The organism is Methylobacterium nonmethylotrophicum (assembly GCF_004745635.1).
Lineage (GTDB): Bacteria > Pseudomonadota > Alphaproteobacteria > Rhizobiales > Beijerinckiaceae > Methylobacterium > Methylobacterium nonmethylotrophicum.
In genome coordinates, this window is the sequence record NZ_SRLB01000001.1 from 427784 (window position 1) to 441853 (window position 14070).

Genomic DNA, 14070 nt, shown 5'->3' on the forward strand with positions numbered 1-14070 from the left:
CCCCTCTCCCTGCCCCCCTCCCGGGGGGCTCCCGATTCCGCGCGGGTCTTCCTGGCCAAGAGGGATCGTCTCCGGTGTCTGGCGGCGGACGGTGAGCGTTTACCGTTCACGATGATACGCATCCAGGACAGTGCTGTCAGGCCGAGGCGCGACGATCCCCGACTTTCGTCCGGGGGCCCTTGCGTCAGGCCGGGCCGCCGGCCGGCCCGGTCTCCGGCTCCGCCCCGGCCTCTCGATCGTCGGACTCCACCGTCAGGGCCCGCCGGATCGTGCGCACGTGGCCGTCGTATTCGCGGGCCCGCTCCTCGTACATGCCGGCCACCAGGGTGTTGCCGCGCCGACGGGCGTCGCCGGCCATGCGGCCGACCAGCTCCGCCCGCTCCTTGACGATGCGCAGGGCCAGCCGCAGCGCGTCCCCGAGCGTGTCCTCCTGCGTGTCCGCCAGGGCCTCGGCCGTATAGGCATGGCCGACCTGGCAGCGGAAGCGCAGCACGCGCCCGGCCCGCACCTGAGAGAGCACCCCGCCGCAATCCGGGCAGGTGATCGGGGCCGGGTCGGCCGCCCGCCCCATCGCCTCGCCCGAGGTCGTGCGGCCCGCCGCGATCGCGACTTCGAGGGCGAGGTCCTCCGGCCCCGCGCCGCGCGGGCCGGCCGGCCGGGCCATCAGATCGCTCAGCGCCGCGCTGAGGCCCGCGCTCGGCGCGCAGGCATCGGCCGGCACCGTGGCGAGCGCGCTGCGTGGCATGCCGGGCTCTTCGGCCTCGTCCGGATCCTGCACCAGGGCGAGGCCGCCGCAGGCCTTGATGGCGTCGAGGCCCGCCGCGCCGTCGTGCAGCAGGCCGCTCAGCAGCACGCCGACGACCCGCGGCCCGTAGGCGAGGGCGGCGGAGCGGAACAGCGCGTCGACCGCCGGCCGGCTGGTATTCTCCCGCGGGCCGCGTCCGAGGCGGATCGTGCCGGGCTCGACGAGGAGGTGCCGGTCCGCCGCCGCGAGATAGACGCGGCCCGGCCGGATCGCCATGCCGTCCTCGGCCGGCACCAGGGGGAGCGGCCCCGGCGCCGGGCCGATGCGCGCCGCGAGGTTCCCGCCGCTCGCCGTGTGCAGGACCACGAAATAGGCCGCTTCGCTCCCCGGCCTCAGGCCCGCCAGGATCGCCCGCAGCGGCGCGACCGCCCCGGCCGAGCCGCCGATCACCACGATGTCGTGCGTTGGCCCGGCCCCGCCTGGCGCCTTTTGGGCTCGTGTCTGCGCCGGGGGCATGCCTGTCGCCGGAGGGGCGGCAGCCGGCGCGTCGCGCGATCTGCCGTCGGAAGGGCCGCCAGCCTCGCACCGCACCCCCGGCCCCGCCCCAACACAGGTTAACCGAACGACAGTCAGCGCCCTCCGCGTCGACCCGGAGGCCGGGGATTGCCGGCGCCGATCCGGCGCTCGTAATGCTTGGCCACCCGCAGGTGGCGCGAGATCGCGTAGTTCATCGCCGTCAGGAAGCCGTAGGCGCCGCGCACGCAGTGGCGACGGCCGAAATAGGCCTTGAGGAAGTTGCCCGGCAGCTCGACGAACAGGCGCCAGGTCGGGATCTCGACGCCGCGGGCCGCGAGGTCGTCGGCCTGCTGGTCGGAATAGCGGTTGAGCTTGTCGAGCTGGTCGCCGAGCGAGCGGACCGAGAAGTGGTGGATCACCGCCCTGAGGCGCCCGACCGTCGCGCCCGCGTCGAGATCGACCCGGTCGTGCACCGGCGAGGGCGAGTAGCGGCCGCGGTCGCGGCGGTAGAGCCGCACCGGCCACAGGGTGTAGGCGAGGCGGTGCGGCCGGGTCTCGCCCGGGAACACCTCGGCGATGCCGATGGCGTAGGCCGGGTGCGGCGGCTCGCCGGCCTCGAACAGCCGGCGGATCTCGGCCGCGAGCTCCGGCGGCACCACCTCGTCGGCGTCGAGGTTCAGCATCCAGACGTGCCGGCACTGCTCCTCGGCGAAGCGCTTCTGCGGCCCGTATCCGGGCCAGTCGCGCCGGATCACCCGGGCGCCGAAGGAGGCGGCGAGCTCCCGCGTCCCGTCGGTCGAGCCGGAATCGACCACGATCAGGTCGTCGGTCAGGTCGCGCAGAGCCGCGAGGGTGGCGCCGATGCGGTCGGCCTCGTTGTGGGCGATGAGGAAGATCGAGAGGGGGAGGGGGGCGACCATGGACCGACGCGGCGGGATATCCCGGTCCGCCAGGGGAGCGCCGGGGGAGTGCGACGGCAGCCTCTAGAGCATTTCCGGCCGTCCTGGAAACCGGCCGGGGGCCGGGTTCGGCGGAAGCGTGCCCCGGCGGCCACAAGCGGCGCGGGATCGCCGCCACGGCCCCGCCGCCCCATTGGCGCCGCATCGGTTTGGCTCATCGTTAAGACGTATCCTCGAGAATCGGATGCAAGGACTCGCCGGGTGCCGCAGGGTTCCCCGCCGGGGAGCGCTAAGGTGAGGAGCAGCTTTTGGTGAGGGGACGTTCGGTGCGGGGCCGGGTGCCGGCGGTGATCGCTCTGGCGGCCGGGCTCGGCGCCTGCGCGGGCACGCCGCGGGGCGTGCTGGCGCCGGTGGCCGCCACGGTGCCGGGGGCGTCCCGGGTCGAGATGCTGGTCGCGACCACGCGCAAGACCGCCGCCAACCCGGGCGAGATGTATTCGGGCGACCGCGGGCCGGCCCTGTCCTATGCCGACATCACGGTCTCGATCCCGCCGGATTCGGTGCGCCGGCCCGGCACGGTTCAGTGGCCCAAGGAGCTGCCCGGCAACCCCGCCACCGACTTCGTGACCCTCAAGGCCGAGGCCCTCGACCAGCCGGAGGCCACCGACCGCCTGCGCCGCAGCGCCGCGCGCACGGGGAAGCGTCACGTGCTCGTCTTCGTCCACGGCTTCAACAACCGCTTCGAGGACGCGGTCTACCGCTTCGCCCAGATCGTGCACGACACCCGGGCCGAGGTGGTGCCGGTGCTGTTCACCTGGCCGTCCCGCGGCAGCGTGCTCGCCTACGGCTACGACCGCGAGAGCACCAACTACTCGCGCAACGCCCTCGAGGCCGTGCTGCGGCGCCTGTCCCGGAGCCCGGAGGTGAGCGAGGTCACGGTGCTGGCCCACTCGATGGGCAACTGGCTGGTGCTCGAATCCCTGCGCCAGATGGCGATCCGCGACGGGCGCGTCGCCCAGAAGATCCGCGACGTGGTGCTGGCCGCCCCCGACGTCGACGTCGACCTCGCCCGCGAGGCCTTTCGCGACATGGGCCCGTCCCGGCCGCGGCTCAGCCTGTTCGTATCCCAGGACGACAACGCGCTCGCGGTCTCGCGCCTGGTCTGGGGCAGTTCCGGCGCGCGCCTCGGCGCCATCGACCCGACGAGCGAGCCCTACCGCAGCGAGCTCGCCCGCGAGAACATCGCGGTCCTCAACCTGACCGCCATGAAGGGCGACGACGCCCTCAACCACGGCAAGTTCGCCGGCAGCCCGCAGCTCGTGGCGCTGTTGGGCAACCGCCTGGCGCAGGGCCAGACCATCACCGATTCCCGCGTCGGCCTCGGCGACCGCATCGTCCAGATGACGGCGGGCGCCGCCGCCACGGTCGGCACCGCCGCCGGCCTCGCGGTCTCGGCCCCCGTCGCGGTGGTCGATCCCCAGAGCCGCGAGACCTACGGCGAGCACCTGCGCAGCCTCGGCGAGAGCATCGGCACCACCGCCGAGGGCGCGGTGGACCTCGCCACCGCGCCGGCCCGGGCGCTCGGGGGGCGGTGACCGGTCAGCTTGCCGCGCCCGCCGGGGCCGTGCGCCGGAGGTCTTTCCGCCAGGAGCCCGGCGCGACCTCGCGGTCGCGCTCGGCCGCCGCGAGGGCCCGGCGCAGGCCGTCGCGGTCGAGGGGGACGCAATAGGCGGGCTTCGCCCGCTCGAAGCGCCAGCTCTCCGCCAGGCTGCCGGCATCGACCGGATCGAAGCCGAACTGATCGACCAGCTCCGCCGCCGCCGCCTTGGCCGCCGCGTCGTCGCCGGCGAGCGGCAGGGCCCGCCGGTCCGGCGCACCCGCCGGCCGGCCGTCCGCCTCCAGGTCCTGCGCCGTGATGGCGTTGAACGCCTTGACGATCCGGGACGCGGGCAGGTGCCCGGCCACGAGCCCGCTCGTCGTCGCCCGCCGCGCGTCGAGGGCCGCGATCGGGCCGTCCCGCTCGGGGTAGTAGTTCATCGCGTCGAGCACGACCTTGCCGGCGAGCTCCGCGCCGGGAAGCGTCTCGTAGGCGTGGAGCGGGATCGCCGCCACCACGACCTCGCCGAACGCCGCCGCCTCCGCCGCAGTCCCGATCCGACAGCCCAGGGCGACGCCGAGGCTGAACAGGCTCCGCGGCCCGCGGGAATTGGCCACCATGACCGCGTGCCCGTGCGCGACGGCGTGCTGGGCGACGGCCCGGCCGACATAGCCGGCCCCGATGATCCCGATCCGCATGGCGTCTCTCCTCGTGCGGTTGACGATGCGCCTTGCGTAACTCAGCGTTGTTTCGCGATAAATCGCCGGTATGCGGTGACATTCCCAACCAGGAGGTGGCAATCTTGGACCGGCTCACCAGCATGGCGGTGTTCGTGGCCGCGGCGGATCTCGGCTCCTTCGCGGCGGCGGCGGCCTCCCTCGGGATGTCGCCCCAGATGGTGGCCAAGCACGTGGTCTTCCTCGAGAGCCGGCTCGGGGCGCGGCTCCTCAACCGCACCACCCGCCGCCAGAGCCTGACCGAGCTCGGCCGCGCCTATCACGAGCGCTGCCGGGTGGTCCTGGCCGAGGCGGAAGCCGCGGACGCCCTGGCCGAGGCGGCGCGGGCCCATCCGCGCGGCACCCTGCGGATCAACGCCCCGGTGACCTTCGGCAGCCACAGCCTGGTGCCGCTCCTCACCCGCTACCTGCGGGACTGGCCGGAGACGGAGGTCGATCTCAGCCTCACCGACCGTATGGTCGATCTCGTCGAGGAGGGGTTCGAGGCGGTGATCCGGCTGGGCCCGCTCGGTGACTCGGCCCTCGTCGCCCGGCCGCTCGCGCCCTACCGGCTGGTGGCCTGCGCGGCGCCGTCCTACCTCGCGGCGCATGGCGCGCCGGACTCGCCCGAGGCCCTGGCCGGGCATCAATGCCTCGACTTCGCCCACTGGCCGCGCGGCCGCGACTCGCTCTGGCGCTTCACCCGGGCCGGCGACACCGTCGAGGCGCCCGCCGCCGGGCGGCTGCGGATCAACGACTTCCGGGCGCTGCTCCGCGCCGCCCTCGACGGCTTCGGGATCGTGCTCGGCGTCGAGACGGCCCTGCGCGACGACCTCGCTTCGGGCCGCCTCGTGCGCGTCCTGCCGGGCTGGGAGGCGCCGTCGCGGCCGATGCATCTCCTGACCCTGCGCGACCGCCGCCCGACCGCGAAGCTGCGCCGCTTCGTCGACCTGGTGCTGAGCGAGTTCGGCCCGGGCGGTGGCGCAGGCCGGTGAACCTGCCTAGGGTTCTCATCGAATCAGAACGCTCCGCGGTGCATCGGCGCGGGAGCGCAGCCGCGGACGCGCGGGACATCCGGGAGGCCGACACCATGCACCACCTCACGCGCCGCACCCTGCTCGCCGGCGCCGCCGCGGCGATCCTCCCGGCCCCGTGGGTCCGGGCACAGGGCGGAGGCCTGCGGCTCAAATGCGGCGTGGTCACCCCCGACACCCACCCGGCGACGATCCGCCTGCGCGAGGCGGCGGAGCGGGTGGCGAAGGAGACGAACGGCGCCGTCGAGGTCGCGATCTTCCCCAACGGCCAGCTCGGCTCGGATACCGACATGCTGAGCCAGCTGCGCTCGGGCGCCCTCGAGATGTTCGCGCAATCCTCCTCGAACCTCGCGACGCTGGTGCCGCGGGCCTCGCTGATCAACATCGCCTTCGCGTGGAGCGGCTACGACAAGGTCTGGCCGGCGGTCGACGGCGAGCTCGGTGCCTATATCCGGGGCGAGATCGCCAAGGCCGGCCTCGTGCCGTTCGAGCGGATGTGGGACAACGGCTTTCGCCAGACCACGACCAGCGTACGGCCGATCCGGGGGCCGGCCGATTTCGAGGGCCTGAAGCTCCGGGTGCCGAACAGCGCGCTGTTCACCTCCGCCTTCCGGGCGCTCGGCGCCGCGCCCGTCGCCCTCAACTTCTCGGAGGCCTATTCGGCCCTGCAGACGAAGGTGGTGGACGGCCAGGAGAACCCGCTCGCCATCATCACGAGCTTCAAGCTGGCGGAGGTGCAGAAGTACCTGTCCTTCACCAACCACATCTGGGACGGGTTCTGGCTGATGTCCGGCAACCGGACCTGGTCGCGCCTGCCGGAGGACGCGAAGGCGGTGCTCGCCCGCCACTTCAACGCCGCCGCCCTCGACCAGCGCCGGGACATCGCGAGCCAGGGCCTGGCGATGCGCGAGGCCTTGGGCAAGGCCGGATTCGCGATCAACGACGCGCCGGCCGCGCCGTTCCAGGATCGCTTGCGCGCCGCCGGCTTCTACACCGAGTGGAAGGGCAAGTACGGGCCGGAGGCGTGGGGCCAGCTGGAGAAGTTCGCCGGGGCGGTGTCCTAGGCGCCCGTCGAGACCTGCCGGCGATCAGCCGGCCGGGCCTGCGGGCCGCGGCGCGACATAGGCGGTCCGTCGGCCCGGCACGAAGCCCAGGCTCTCGTAGAAGGCGTGCACCCGCGGATCGGCCCGCCCGCTCTGCATCAGGACGTGATGGCAGCCGCTCGCCCAGGCCTGCGCGAGGGCCGCCCGCACGACGGCGCGGCCATGCCCGCGGCCCCGGTGAGCGGGATGGGTGACGACGTTCTCCAGGAAGCCGTGGGACCGGCCGCCGCGCAGGAGGTTCGGGGCGGTGACGAGCATGCAGGTCGCAAGCATGCACCCGCCCTCCTCGGACACGAACACGGTGACGCCCGGATGGGCCAGCGTCTCCCGCCACAGGCGCTCGGCCCGCGCCGGCGGCTCGGCCACCGCGCTGACCTCGGAGGCGGCGAAGAGCGCCAGGAGAGACGGCAGGTCGGAGAGGAGGGCGGGCCGGGCGCTCACGCCCGCTCCAGCGGACGCATCACCGCGTAGAGCGCGCTCTTCGCCTCGAAGCCGATGCCGGGCACGTCCGGCATCGCCACCCGGCTGTCGTTGACCGGCACCGAATCGGCGAAGCCGCCGAAGGGGGCGAAGACGTCCGGGTAGCTCTCGTTGCCGCCGAGGCCCAGGCCCACCGCGATGTTGAGGGCGAATTGATGCCCGCCATGGGGGACGCAGCGGCGCGGCGACCAGCCATGCGCGCGAAGAACCTCGAGGGTGCGCAGGTACTCGACGAGCCCGTAGGACAAGGCGGGGTCGAACTGCAGGATGTCCCGGTCCGGCCGCAGGCCCCCGTGGCGGATCAGGTTGCGGGCGTCCTGGTGCGAGAACAGGTTCTCGCCGGTGGCGAGCGGGCCGTCATAGGTCGTGGCGAGGGCGGCATGGGCCAGATAGTCGAGGGGATCGACCGGCTCCTCGTACCAGCGCAGGCCGTAGGGCGCGACCACGCGGCCGAAGCGGATCGCCTCCTCGAGGGTGAAGCGGCCGTTGACGTCGACGCAGAGCCGGGAGCCGTCGCCGCCGAGAACGCCGAGCACCGCCTCGATCCGGGCGACATCCTCCGCGAGGGGCACCAGCCCGACCTTCATCTTCACGGTGCTGTAGCCGCGGTCGAGATAGGAGCGCATCTCGTCCTTGAGGGCGTCGAGGCCCTTGCCCGGATAGTAGTAGCCGCCGGCGGCGTAGACCCAGGCGGTCGGGTCGGCCTCGCCCCCGCGGTAGCGGTCGGCGAGCAGGCGCCAGAGCGGCACGCCCTTCGCCTTGGCGAGCGCGTCCCACAGGGCCATGTCGAGGACGCCGACCGCCACCGAGCGCTCGCCGTGGCCGCCGGGCTTCTCGTTCTTCATCATCGCGGCCCAGGCCCGGTGCGGGTCGATCAGCCCGTCCTCGTCCTGGAGATCCTCGGGCGCCGCCGCGAGCAGGCGCGGGATGAAGCGCTCACGCAGGAGCCCCTGCGGCGCGTAGCGCCCGTTCGAGTTGAAGCCGAAGCCGACGACCGGGCGGCCATCGACCACGACGTCGGTCACGACCGCGACCACGCTCGCCGTCATGGTCGAGAAGTCGATCCAGGCGTTGGCGATCTCCGACTTGATCGGCGCCACGCTGTCGCGGATGGCGGTGATGCGCATGAGCGGTCCCCCTGCGAGCCTGATTGCCGTCATCTCGTAGGGGCGGCGGTCCGCGGCGACAATGGCAGCCGGCGCGGACCGGCGGCGCGGCGCCTCAGCGCGCCGTGCCGGTCTTCTGCGCGCCCGGGCCGGTGCCGGGCGCGCCGCTGCCGGTCGGGCCGTCGCGCTGCACCGTCGGGCCGGGCCCCATATTGCCGCCGCTCGACCCTTGCGAGCCGGTCGAGCCCATGCTGCCCGGGTTGTTGCCGCCGATGCCGGTGCCGGGCGGCTGGCTCGCCATGCCGGAGCCGGTATTGCCGCTCGAGGACGGGGCGGCACCCGTGCCGTTGTTGATGCCCTGGGCGGAAGCGGTGTCGGCGAGCGCGAGGAGGCCGGCCAGGGAGGCGAGTGCGAGGAGCGTGGGGCGAGTCGGCATGATGGGGTTTCCGGTCTCTCGACGGCGTGGGACCGGGGCAACGGCAGAGGGCAGCCGGCGTTCCCGCCCGGCTCGGCGCAGGATCGGCTCAGGGTCGGTTTGGGGCGGGTCCGGCTTGGGCGAACGGATTCTGGACCCACGAATTTGGACCAGCAGATCTTGGACCAACGGATGAGGCGGTCCGGGGGATGACGTCTTGGCATCCCGTCCGCCTTCCGGGCAGAGTGCTCGGCCTGTCGTCCCGGTGTCACGGAGCGGCGGCTATGGCCACCCGCAGAAGGTGGCGTGGATCTTGAAAGGGAGTGGCGCGGGGTCCGGTCGCGACCCGTCTCCGCGCGAAGGAGCTGGTATGCAGGTGTTCCTGATCGCCCTCGGGCTCGTTGCCGTCCTGGTCGTCGCCGGCGTGTTCGGTCGTCATTCCGATTACCGCGCCGATCACCGCGATCTCCCGGAGCCCCGGCGGCGCACCTGATCCGGTCGGGTGCGGCGCAACGGCCGCTGCCCTGCCGCGTTAGACTGAGCGGGGGTGGATCGAGCGTGCGGCCGCACGCCGGCCCCGGGACCCTCTCGCAGCAGGAGCCCGCCATGCGCGCTCAACCTTCGTTCGCCCTCGCCGTCCTGGTCGGCCTCGCCGCCGCGTCTCCGGCCTCGGCACAGGGCCTGCCCGACCAGACCGGCACCGGGAGCGGGCCCCGCTCCACCATCACGGCGCCCAATACCAGCTCGGTCGGCCGCACGATGCCGCGGCCCGGCAGCGGCGACGCGCGCCTCGAGCGCCGGATCGACGACCGCACGCGTCAGGAGCGCGAGGACGACCGGATCGATGCCGGCATCTGCGTCGGCTGCAATCGCTGAAGCGATGTCGCCCGCGCAGGTCCCGGGTGGCGCGGGGCGCGAGAGGCGATCCTGACCGGCTTCGCGCGAGCCCGGCCGCAGCATCGATCCTGCACAGGCGGGCGCGGGCGTGAGCTATCATGCGCCGACCGATACAATTCGACTGACCCGCCGAAACTCTCGGCCGCCCGGTCCGGCGATGCGCCGCCGCCGCGGGTCGCCTGGACTGGACGCCGGCGCGGCGGAATCTCCGCGCTGCCGCCGAGCCGAACCCTCATGCTTGACGCCGAACGGGCATAAACCTACTGATGCTCGTATGGGTTGCAGGAGTTCCCCTTGGTCGGGCAGCTTTCCCGGCCCTGGAACACGTGCCGGCGGAGGTATGCGTGCTGGGAAGACGAGCGGGAGGGGCGGAGCCTCCGCCCGGAGGGCTGGCGGCGGCCTGCGAGGCGCAGGACGCGGTCGCGACCTGGCGGTGGGACATCGGCCGGAACATCCTGTGCGGCGATGCCCGCATGGCGGCCTTCTTCGGAGTCGACCCGGTCAGCCTGCGTCGCGGCGCGCCGATCCCGCTCCTGCTCGAACGCATCCATCCGGAGGACCGCGAGACGGTCTCGACCCGCATCGCGCAGGCGGCCGAGGAGGGCGGGTCCTACGTCGTGCCCTACCGCCTCCTGTCGGCGGAGGGCGCGGTCCGCTGGGTCCTGTCCTGCGGGCGCTGCGCCCATGACGAGGCCGGCCGGCCCGCCGAGGGACGGGGCGTCGTCATCGACATGACCGCCGGGGACCTCCACCCGCTCGAGCGCGCCGCCGGCCACGGCCTCGCCGTCCGCCGCGCCGTCGACGAGTGCGGCGATCCGTTCCTGCGCAGCCTCGCCGACATGCTGCTCCTGGAGATCGGCCGCGGCCTCGCCGGCCGGCACCAGGAACCGGCCCGCGCGCGCATGTGACGCGGCGCACGGACGCGGCCGCCTCATCCCCGGCAGGATGCCGCCATGATCTTCAGGGCAGTATCCAGCCATGACCCACCTCTATTTCCACTGCGGCTACGCCGACGAACTCTTTCTCGACCTGCGCGGCGCGGATGTCGGCGACCTCGACGAGGCCCGCGACCACGCCCTTGACGTGGCCCGGACCATGATGGCGAGCGCCTACGGGCCGGTCGACTTCTCGGACTGGTTCGTCTGCGTCGGCGACGAGCGCGACGAGGGTGTCCTCGTCGTGCCCTTCGCCTCGGCCCTGCCGACCCTGCATTGAGGGCCGGCTTCCGGTCAGGCCACGCGGCCGGTCAGGCCATGCGGGCGGTCAGGCCGCCACGATCGCGAGCCGCGCCCCGTGGGTGAGCCGCAGGTCGAGGTCGCCCGACGTTCCGCTCCCCCGGAAGGCGGCCGCGACCGGGCCCTCGCCCCGCGCCGCCAGCGCTGCCGCGAGAATCCCGTCCGGGCCGGTCGGGCTCGCCAGGGTGACGGTGGTGGCGTGCCCGAGCGGCAGGGTCGCGGCGCGGGCCGGCTGCCCGAGGATCTCGGCCTCGACGACCGGCGCCTCGGCCCCGGTGCCGAGGAGCGCCGCGTAGCGGGCCCGCGAGGCCTCGACGTCGCGCACCGCCACCGTCAGGGAGGCGACCCCGGTGACGCCGTTGTCGTGCCGGCGCACGTCGCCCTCCTGCACCCGCAGGCTGCGGGGCGTGACGTCGCCGCACAGGAACGGCACGTCGGAGCCCGGCGCCCGGGCGGTCTTCCAGTCCAGGCGGGCGCCGTCCGGCCGGAACCGGCCGCCCGCGACCGGATCGGCGATGTCGAGCCCGCGCCCCTGTGCCGCCTTCACGTCGGAATCGATGTCGCCGGGCAGGAGCGCGTGGTCGAGGAAGCCCTCGCCGGCGCGGTGATAGACCTCTGACCAGCGGTTGCCGGGCTCGGGCTTCTTGAACGCGATCAACTCCAGGTAGGCGCCGTCCTCCAGCACCACCAGCACATTGTGGGTGATGCCGTTCTGGTGCTCGCCGCCGCGGATCACCGTGAAGCCGAGGCTGGAATAATCCGCGAAGGCGGCGTCGAGGTCGGCGACCGCGATGACGAGGTGGTCGAGGGTGAGGGCCATGGGGTTTCCTTCTCAGGCGGCGGGGGCGTGCGGGCGCCCCGGGATCCAGGCACGGCCGGGCACCGCATCGAGGAGGGCGCGGGTATAGGCGGCCTGGGGGGCGGTGAAGACCTCCGCGGTCGGGCCGGCCTCGACGACGGCGCCGTCCTTCATCACGGCGATGCGGTCGCAGATCTGGCCGGCGACCCTAAGGTCGTGGGTGATGAACAGCATCGAGAGCCCGAGCCGGTCGCGCAGGGAGTCGAGCAGGGCCAGGACCTGCGCCTGGACCGAGACGTCGAGGGCCGAGACCGGCTCGTCGGCGACCAGCACCTCGGGGTCGACGGCGAGCGCCCGGGCGAGGCCGATGCGCTGACGCTGGCCGCCGGAGAATTCATGGGGCAAGCGGTCCATGGCGGCGGGATCGAGCCCGACGAGGGTGAACAGCGCGCGCGCCTTCGCCAGCGCCTCCGCGCGCGGGACGCCCCGCAGCATCGGCCCCTGGGCCACCAGCTCGCCGGCGCGGCGGCGCGGGTTGAGCGAGGCGAAGGGGTCCTGAAAGACCATCTGCACCCGGCGGGCTTCCGCGCGCATCGCCCGGCGCGAGAGCGCGGCGAGATCGGTGTCGCCGAGGCGGATCGTGCCGGTGTCGGGATCGAGCAGCCGCACGATGCAGCGCGCCAGCGTCGACTTGCCGGAGCCCGATTCGCCGACGATGCCGAGCGTCGTGCCCCGCGGCAGCGACAGGCTCACGTTCTTCACCGCGTGGGTGACCCGGGCCCGGCCCGGCCACAGCCCGCCGCCCTTGCGGTAGGTCTTGGAGACACCGTCGAGCGTCAGGATCGCCGGCGCCGCCGTGCCGGCGCGCGCGGCGCGCGGCACGAGCGGCGGCACCGCGGCGATCAGCGCCTGCGTGTAGGGCGCCTGCGGCCGGTTGAGCACGCCCTCCGCCGGCCCGACCTCGACCAGGTGCCCGGCCTGCATCACCGCGACCCGGTCGGCGATCTCCGCCACCACGCCGAAATCGTGGGTGATGAACAGCACCCCCATGCCGCGCCGCTTCTGGATGTCGCGGATCAGCCCGAGGATGCGCCCCTGGGTGGTGACATCCAGCGCCGTCGTCGGCTCGTCGGCGATGAGGAGCGCCGGCTCGAGCGCCAGCGCCATCGCGATCATCACCCGCTGGCGCTGCCCGCCGGACAGCTCGTGCGGGTAGGCCCGCAGCGCGGCGGCCGGATCCGGCATCCGCACCTCGGTCAGCAGCGCCAGGGTCTTCTCGCGGATCTCCCGGGCGCTCAGGCGGGTGTGGATGCGGAAGGTCTCGGCGATCTGGTCGCCGGCCCGGCGCAGGGGATTCAGGGCCGTCATCGGCTCCTGGAAGATCATGCCGATCGCAGCACCCCGCAGGCGCCGCATCTCGGCCTCGGAGGCCGCGACGAGGTCGCGGCGCTGAAACAGCACCCGGCCGGCATCGGGGCTGACGCCGGGGGGCAAGAGGCGCATCACCGTGTTGGCGAGGACCGACTTGCCCGAGCCGGACTCGCCGACGACGCACAGGATCTCGTTGGCGGCGAGCGACAGGGAGACGCCGGCGAGCGCGTGGCTGCGGTCGGCCCCCGGCGGCAGGCGGACCGACAGGTTTTCCACCGAGAGGAGGGGGCCCGCGGAGCGATCCATCATGGCGCGGCCTTCACCGGGGCGGGGCCGCGCAGGCGCGGGTTGAGGGCGTCGTTGAGGCCCTGGCCGACCAGCGACACGGCCAGCACCGTCACCAGGATCGCGACGCCGGGAATCGCCGACACGTACCATTGCGTGCGCAGCACGCCCCGCCCGGCGCCGATCAGGTTGCCCCAGGAGGCGACGTTCGGGTCGGAGAGGTTGAGGAAGGCGAGCGCGCTCTCGAGCAGGATCGCCACTGCCATCACCACGCTGGCATAGACGATCACCGGCGGGAGCGCATTGGGCAGGATCTCGCGGGCGATGATGCGGGCATCGCCCATGCCGAGCACCCGGCACGCCTGGACGAATTCGCGGTTGCGCAGGGTCAGGAACTCGGCCCGCGTCAGCCGGGCCGGGGCCGGCCAGGAGACGAGGCCGATCGCCACCGTGACGGTGGCGATGTCCGAGCCGAACACCGCCACCAGCACGAGGAGCAGCAGGAAGTTCGGCAGGGTCTGGAACGCTTCCGTGACCCGCATCAAGGCGTCGTCGACGATCCCGCCGTAGAAGCCCGCCACCGCGCCCACCGCGATGCCGATCGCGATGGCGATCACGGTCGCGACGAGCCCGATCAGCAGCGAGACCCGGGCGCCGTGGAAGACCTGGGCGGCGATGTCGCGCCCGCTCGCATCGGTGCCGAGCCAGACCTTCGGGTTGACGAAGGGCCATTGCAGCGGCCGCCCGGCGAGGCCGAGCGGGTCCTTGGGAAACAGCAGAGGCGCGGCGAGGGCGACCGCGATGACGAGGAGGAGCAGGACGGCGCCGAGCAAGGCCGCCGGGTTGCGCAGGTAGCGCCGGAGAGCCGCCAT

General features: G+C 73.6%; 15 protein-coding genes. 6 read left to right on the forward strand and 9 right to left on the reverse strand.

Annotation, left to right across the window (positions count from 1 at the left end; translation table 11 throughout):
- Positions 1–184: 184 nt before the first annotated feature.
- Together EU555_RS02030 and EU555_RS02035 are read right to left on the reverse strand one after the other, a co-directional pair.
- Positions 185–1261, reverse strand: coding sequence for a chemotaxis protein CheB (locus EU555_RS02030; RefSeq protein WP_135412760.1), 1077 nt, complete (start codon positions 1259–1261; stop codon positions 185–187).
- Between the two features lie 113 nt (positions 1262–1374).
- A complete protein-coding gene (locus EU555_RS02035; RefSeq protein WP_135412761.1) occupies positions 1375–2181 on the reverse strand; it encodes a glycosyltransferase family 2 protein in 807 nt (268 codons plus the stop codon).
- Positions 2182–2471: 290 nt separating this feature from the next.
- On the opposite strand from EU555_RS02035, the gene EU555_RS02040 reads away from it, so the two are divergent.
- A complete protein-coding gene (locus tag EU555_RS02040) occupies positions 2472–3755 on the forward strand; it encodes an alpha/beta hydrolase (protein ID WP_245524086.1) in 1284 nt (427 codons plus the stop codon).
- Between the two features lie 4 nt (positions 3756–3759).
- On the opposite strand, the gene EU555_RS02045 is transcribed toward EU555_RS02040, so the two are convergent.
- On the reverse strand, positions 3760–4455 hold the full coding sequence (locus tag EU555_RS02045; RefSeq protein WP_135412763.1) for an NADPH-dependent F420 reductase: 696 nt from the start codon (positions 4453–4455) through the stop codon (positions 3760–3762).
- A 104-nt stretch (positions 4456–4559) separates the two neighbouring features.
- Here EU555_RS02045 and EU555_RS02050 point away from each other — a divergent pair, with 104 nt between their 5' ends.
- The gene (locus EU555_RS02050; protein WP_135412764.1) at positions 4560–5468 is read left to right on the forward strand and encodes a LysR family transcriptional regulator; all 909 of its coding nucleotides are present in this window, start codon (positions 4560–4562) and stop codon (positions 5466–5468) included.
- 95 nt (positions 5469–5563) lie between these two features.
- Positions 5564–6571 carry a TRAP transporter substrate-binding protein gene (locus tag EU555_RS02055; RefSeq protein WP_135412765.1) on the forward strand — a complete coding sequence of 336 codons (1008 nt, stop codon included), beginning with the start codon at positions 5564–5566 and terminating at the stop codon, positions 6569–6571.
- A 24-nt stretch (positions 6572–6595) separates the two neighbouring features.
- Here EU555_RS02055 and EU555_RS02060 read toward each other — a convergent pair whose 3' ends face one another.
- The 3 genes from EU555_RS02060 to EU555_RS02070 all read right to left on the reverse strand — a co-directional run bounded on the left by EU555_RS02060 (position 6596) and on the right by EU555_RS02070 (position 8632).
- Positions 6596–7051: a GNAT family N-acetyltransferase gene (locus EU555_RS02060; RefSeq protein ID WP_135412766.1), complete on the reverse strand. Its 456-nt coding sequence runs from the start codon at positions 7049–7051 to the stop codon at positions 6596–6598.
- Positions 7048–8217, reverse strand: a complete 1170-nt coding sequence (locus EU555_RS02065) for a mandelate racemase/muconate lactonizing enzyme family protein (protein WP_135412767.1) — start codon at positions 8215–8217, stop codon at positions 7048–7050. The genes EU555_RS02060 and EU555_RS02065 overlap by 4 nt, the downstream gene beginning before the upstream one ends.
- 94 nt (positions 8218–8311) lie before the next feature.
- Entirely contained in the window at positions 8312–8632 is a 321-nt protein-coding gene (locus EU555_RS02070) for a hypothetical protein (protein WP_135412768.1), read from the reverse strand.
- Positions 8633–9217: 585 nt separating this feature from the next.
- Between EU555_RS02070 and EU555_RS02075 the strand changes: the two genes are divergently transcribed.
- The 3 genes from EU555_RS02075 to EU555_RS02085 all read left to right on the forward strand — a co-directional run bounded on the left by EU555_RS02075 (position 9218) and on the right by EU555_RS02085 (position 10723).
- Entirely contained in the window at positions 9218–9487 is a 270-nt protein-coding gene (locus EU555_RS02075) for a hypothetical protein (RefSeq protein WP_135412769.1), read from the forward strand.
- A 365-nt stretch (positions 9488–9852) separates the two neighbouring features.
- A complete protein-coding gene (locus EU555_RS02080; RefSeq protein ID WP_167858410.1) occupies positions 9853–10416 on the forward strand; it encodes a PAS domain-containing protein in 564 nt (187 codons plus the stop codon).
- Between the two features lie 70 nt (positions 10417–10486).
- On the forward strand, positions 10487–10723 hold the full coding sequence (locus EU555_RS02085; protein ID WP_135412771.1) for a DUF6894 family protein: 237 nt from the start codon (positions 10487–10489) through the stop codon (positions 10721–10723).
- 48 nt (positions 10724–10771) lie between these two features.
- On the opposite strand, the gene EU555_RS02090 is transcribed toward EU555_RS02085, so the two are convergent.
- From EU555_RS02090 to EU555_RS02100, 3 genes are read right to left on the reverse strand one after another with little or no spacing between them, the layout of a single operon-like run.
- Positions 10772–11563, reverse strand: a complete 792-nt coding sequence (locus tag EU555_RS02090) for a VOC family protein (protein WP_135412772.1) — start codon at positions 11561–11563, stop codon at positions 10772–10774.
- Between the two features lie 12 nt (positions 11564–11575).
- A complete protein-coding gene (locus EU555_RS02095) occupies positions 11576–13219 on the reverse strand; it encodes an ABC transporter ATP-binding protein (protein WP_135412924.1) in 1644 nt (547 codons plus the stop codon).
- Positions 13219–14070 (reverse strand): ABC transporter permease, encoded by an 852-nt coding sequence (locus EU555_RS02100; protein WP_135412773.1) that lies wholly within the window; start codon positions 14068–14070, stop codon positions 13219–13221. Before EU555_RS02100 ends, EU555_RS02095 begins: the two co-directional genes overlap by 1 nt.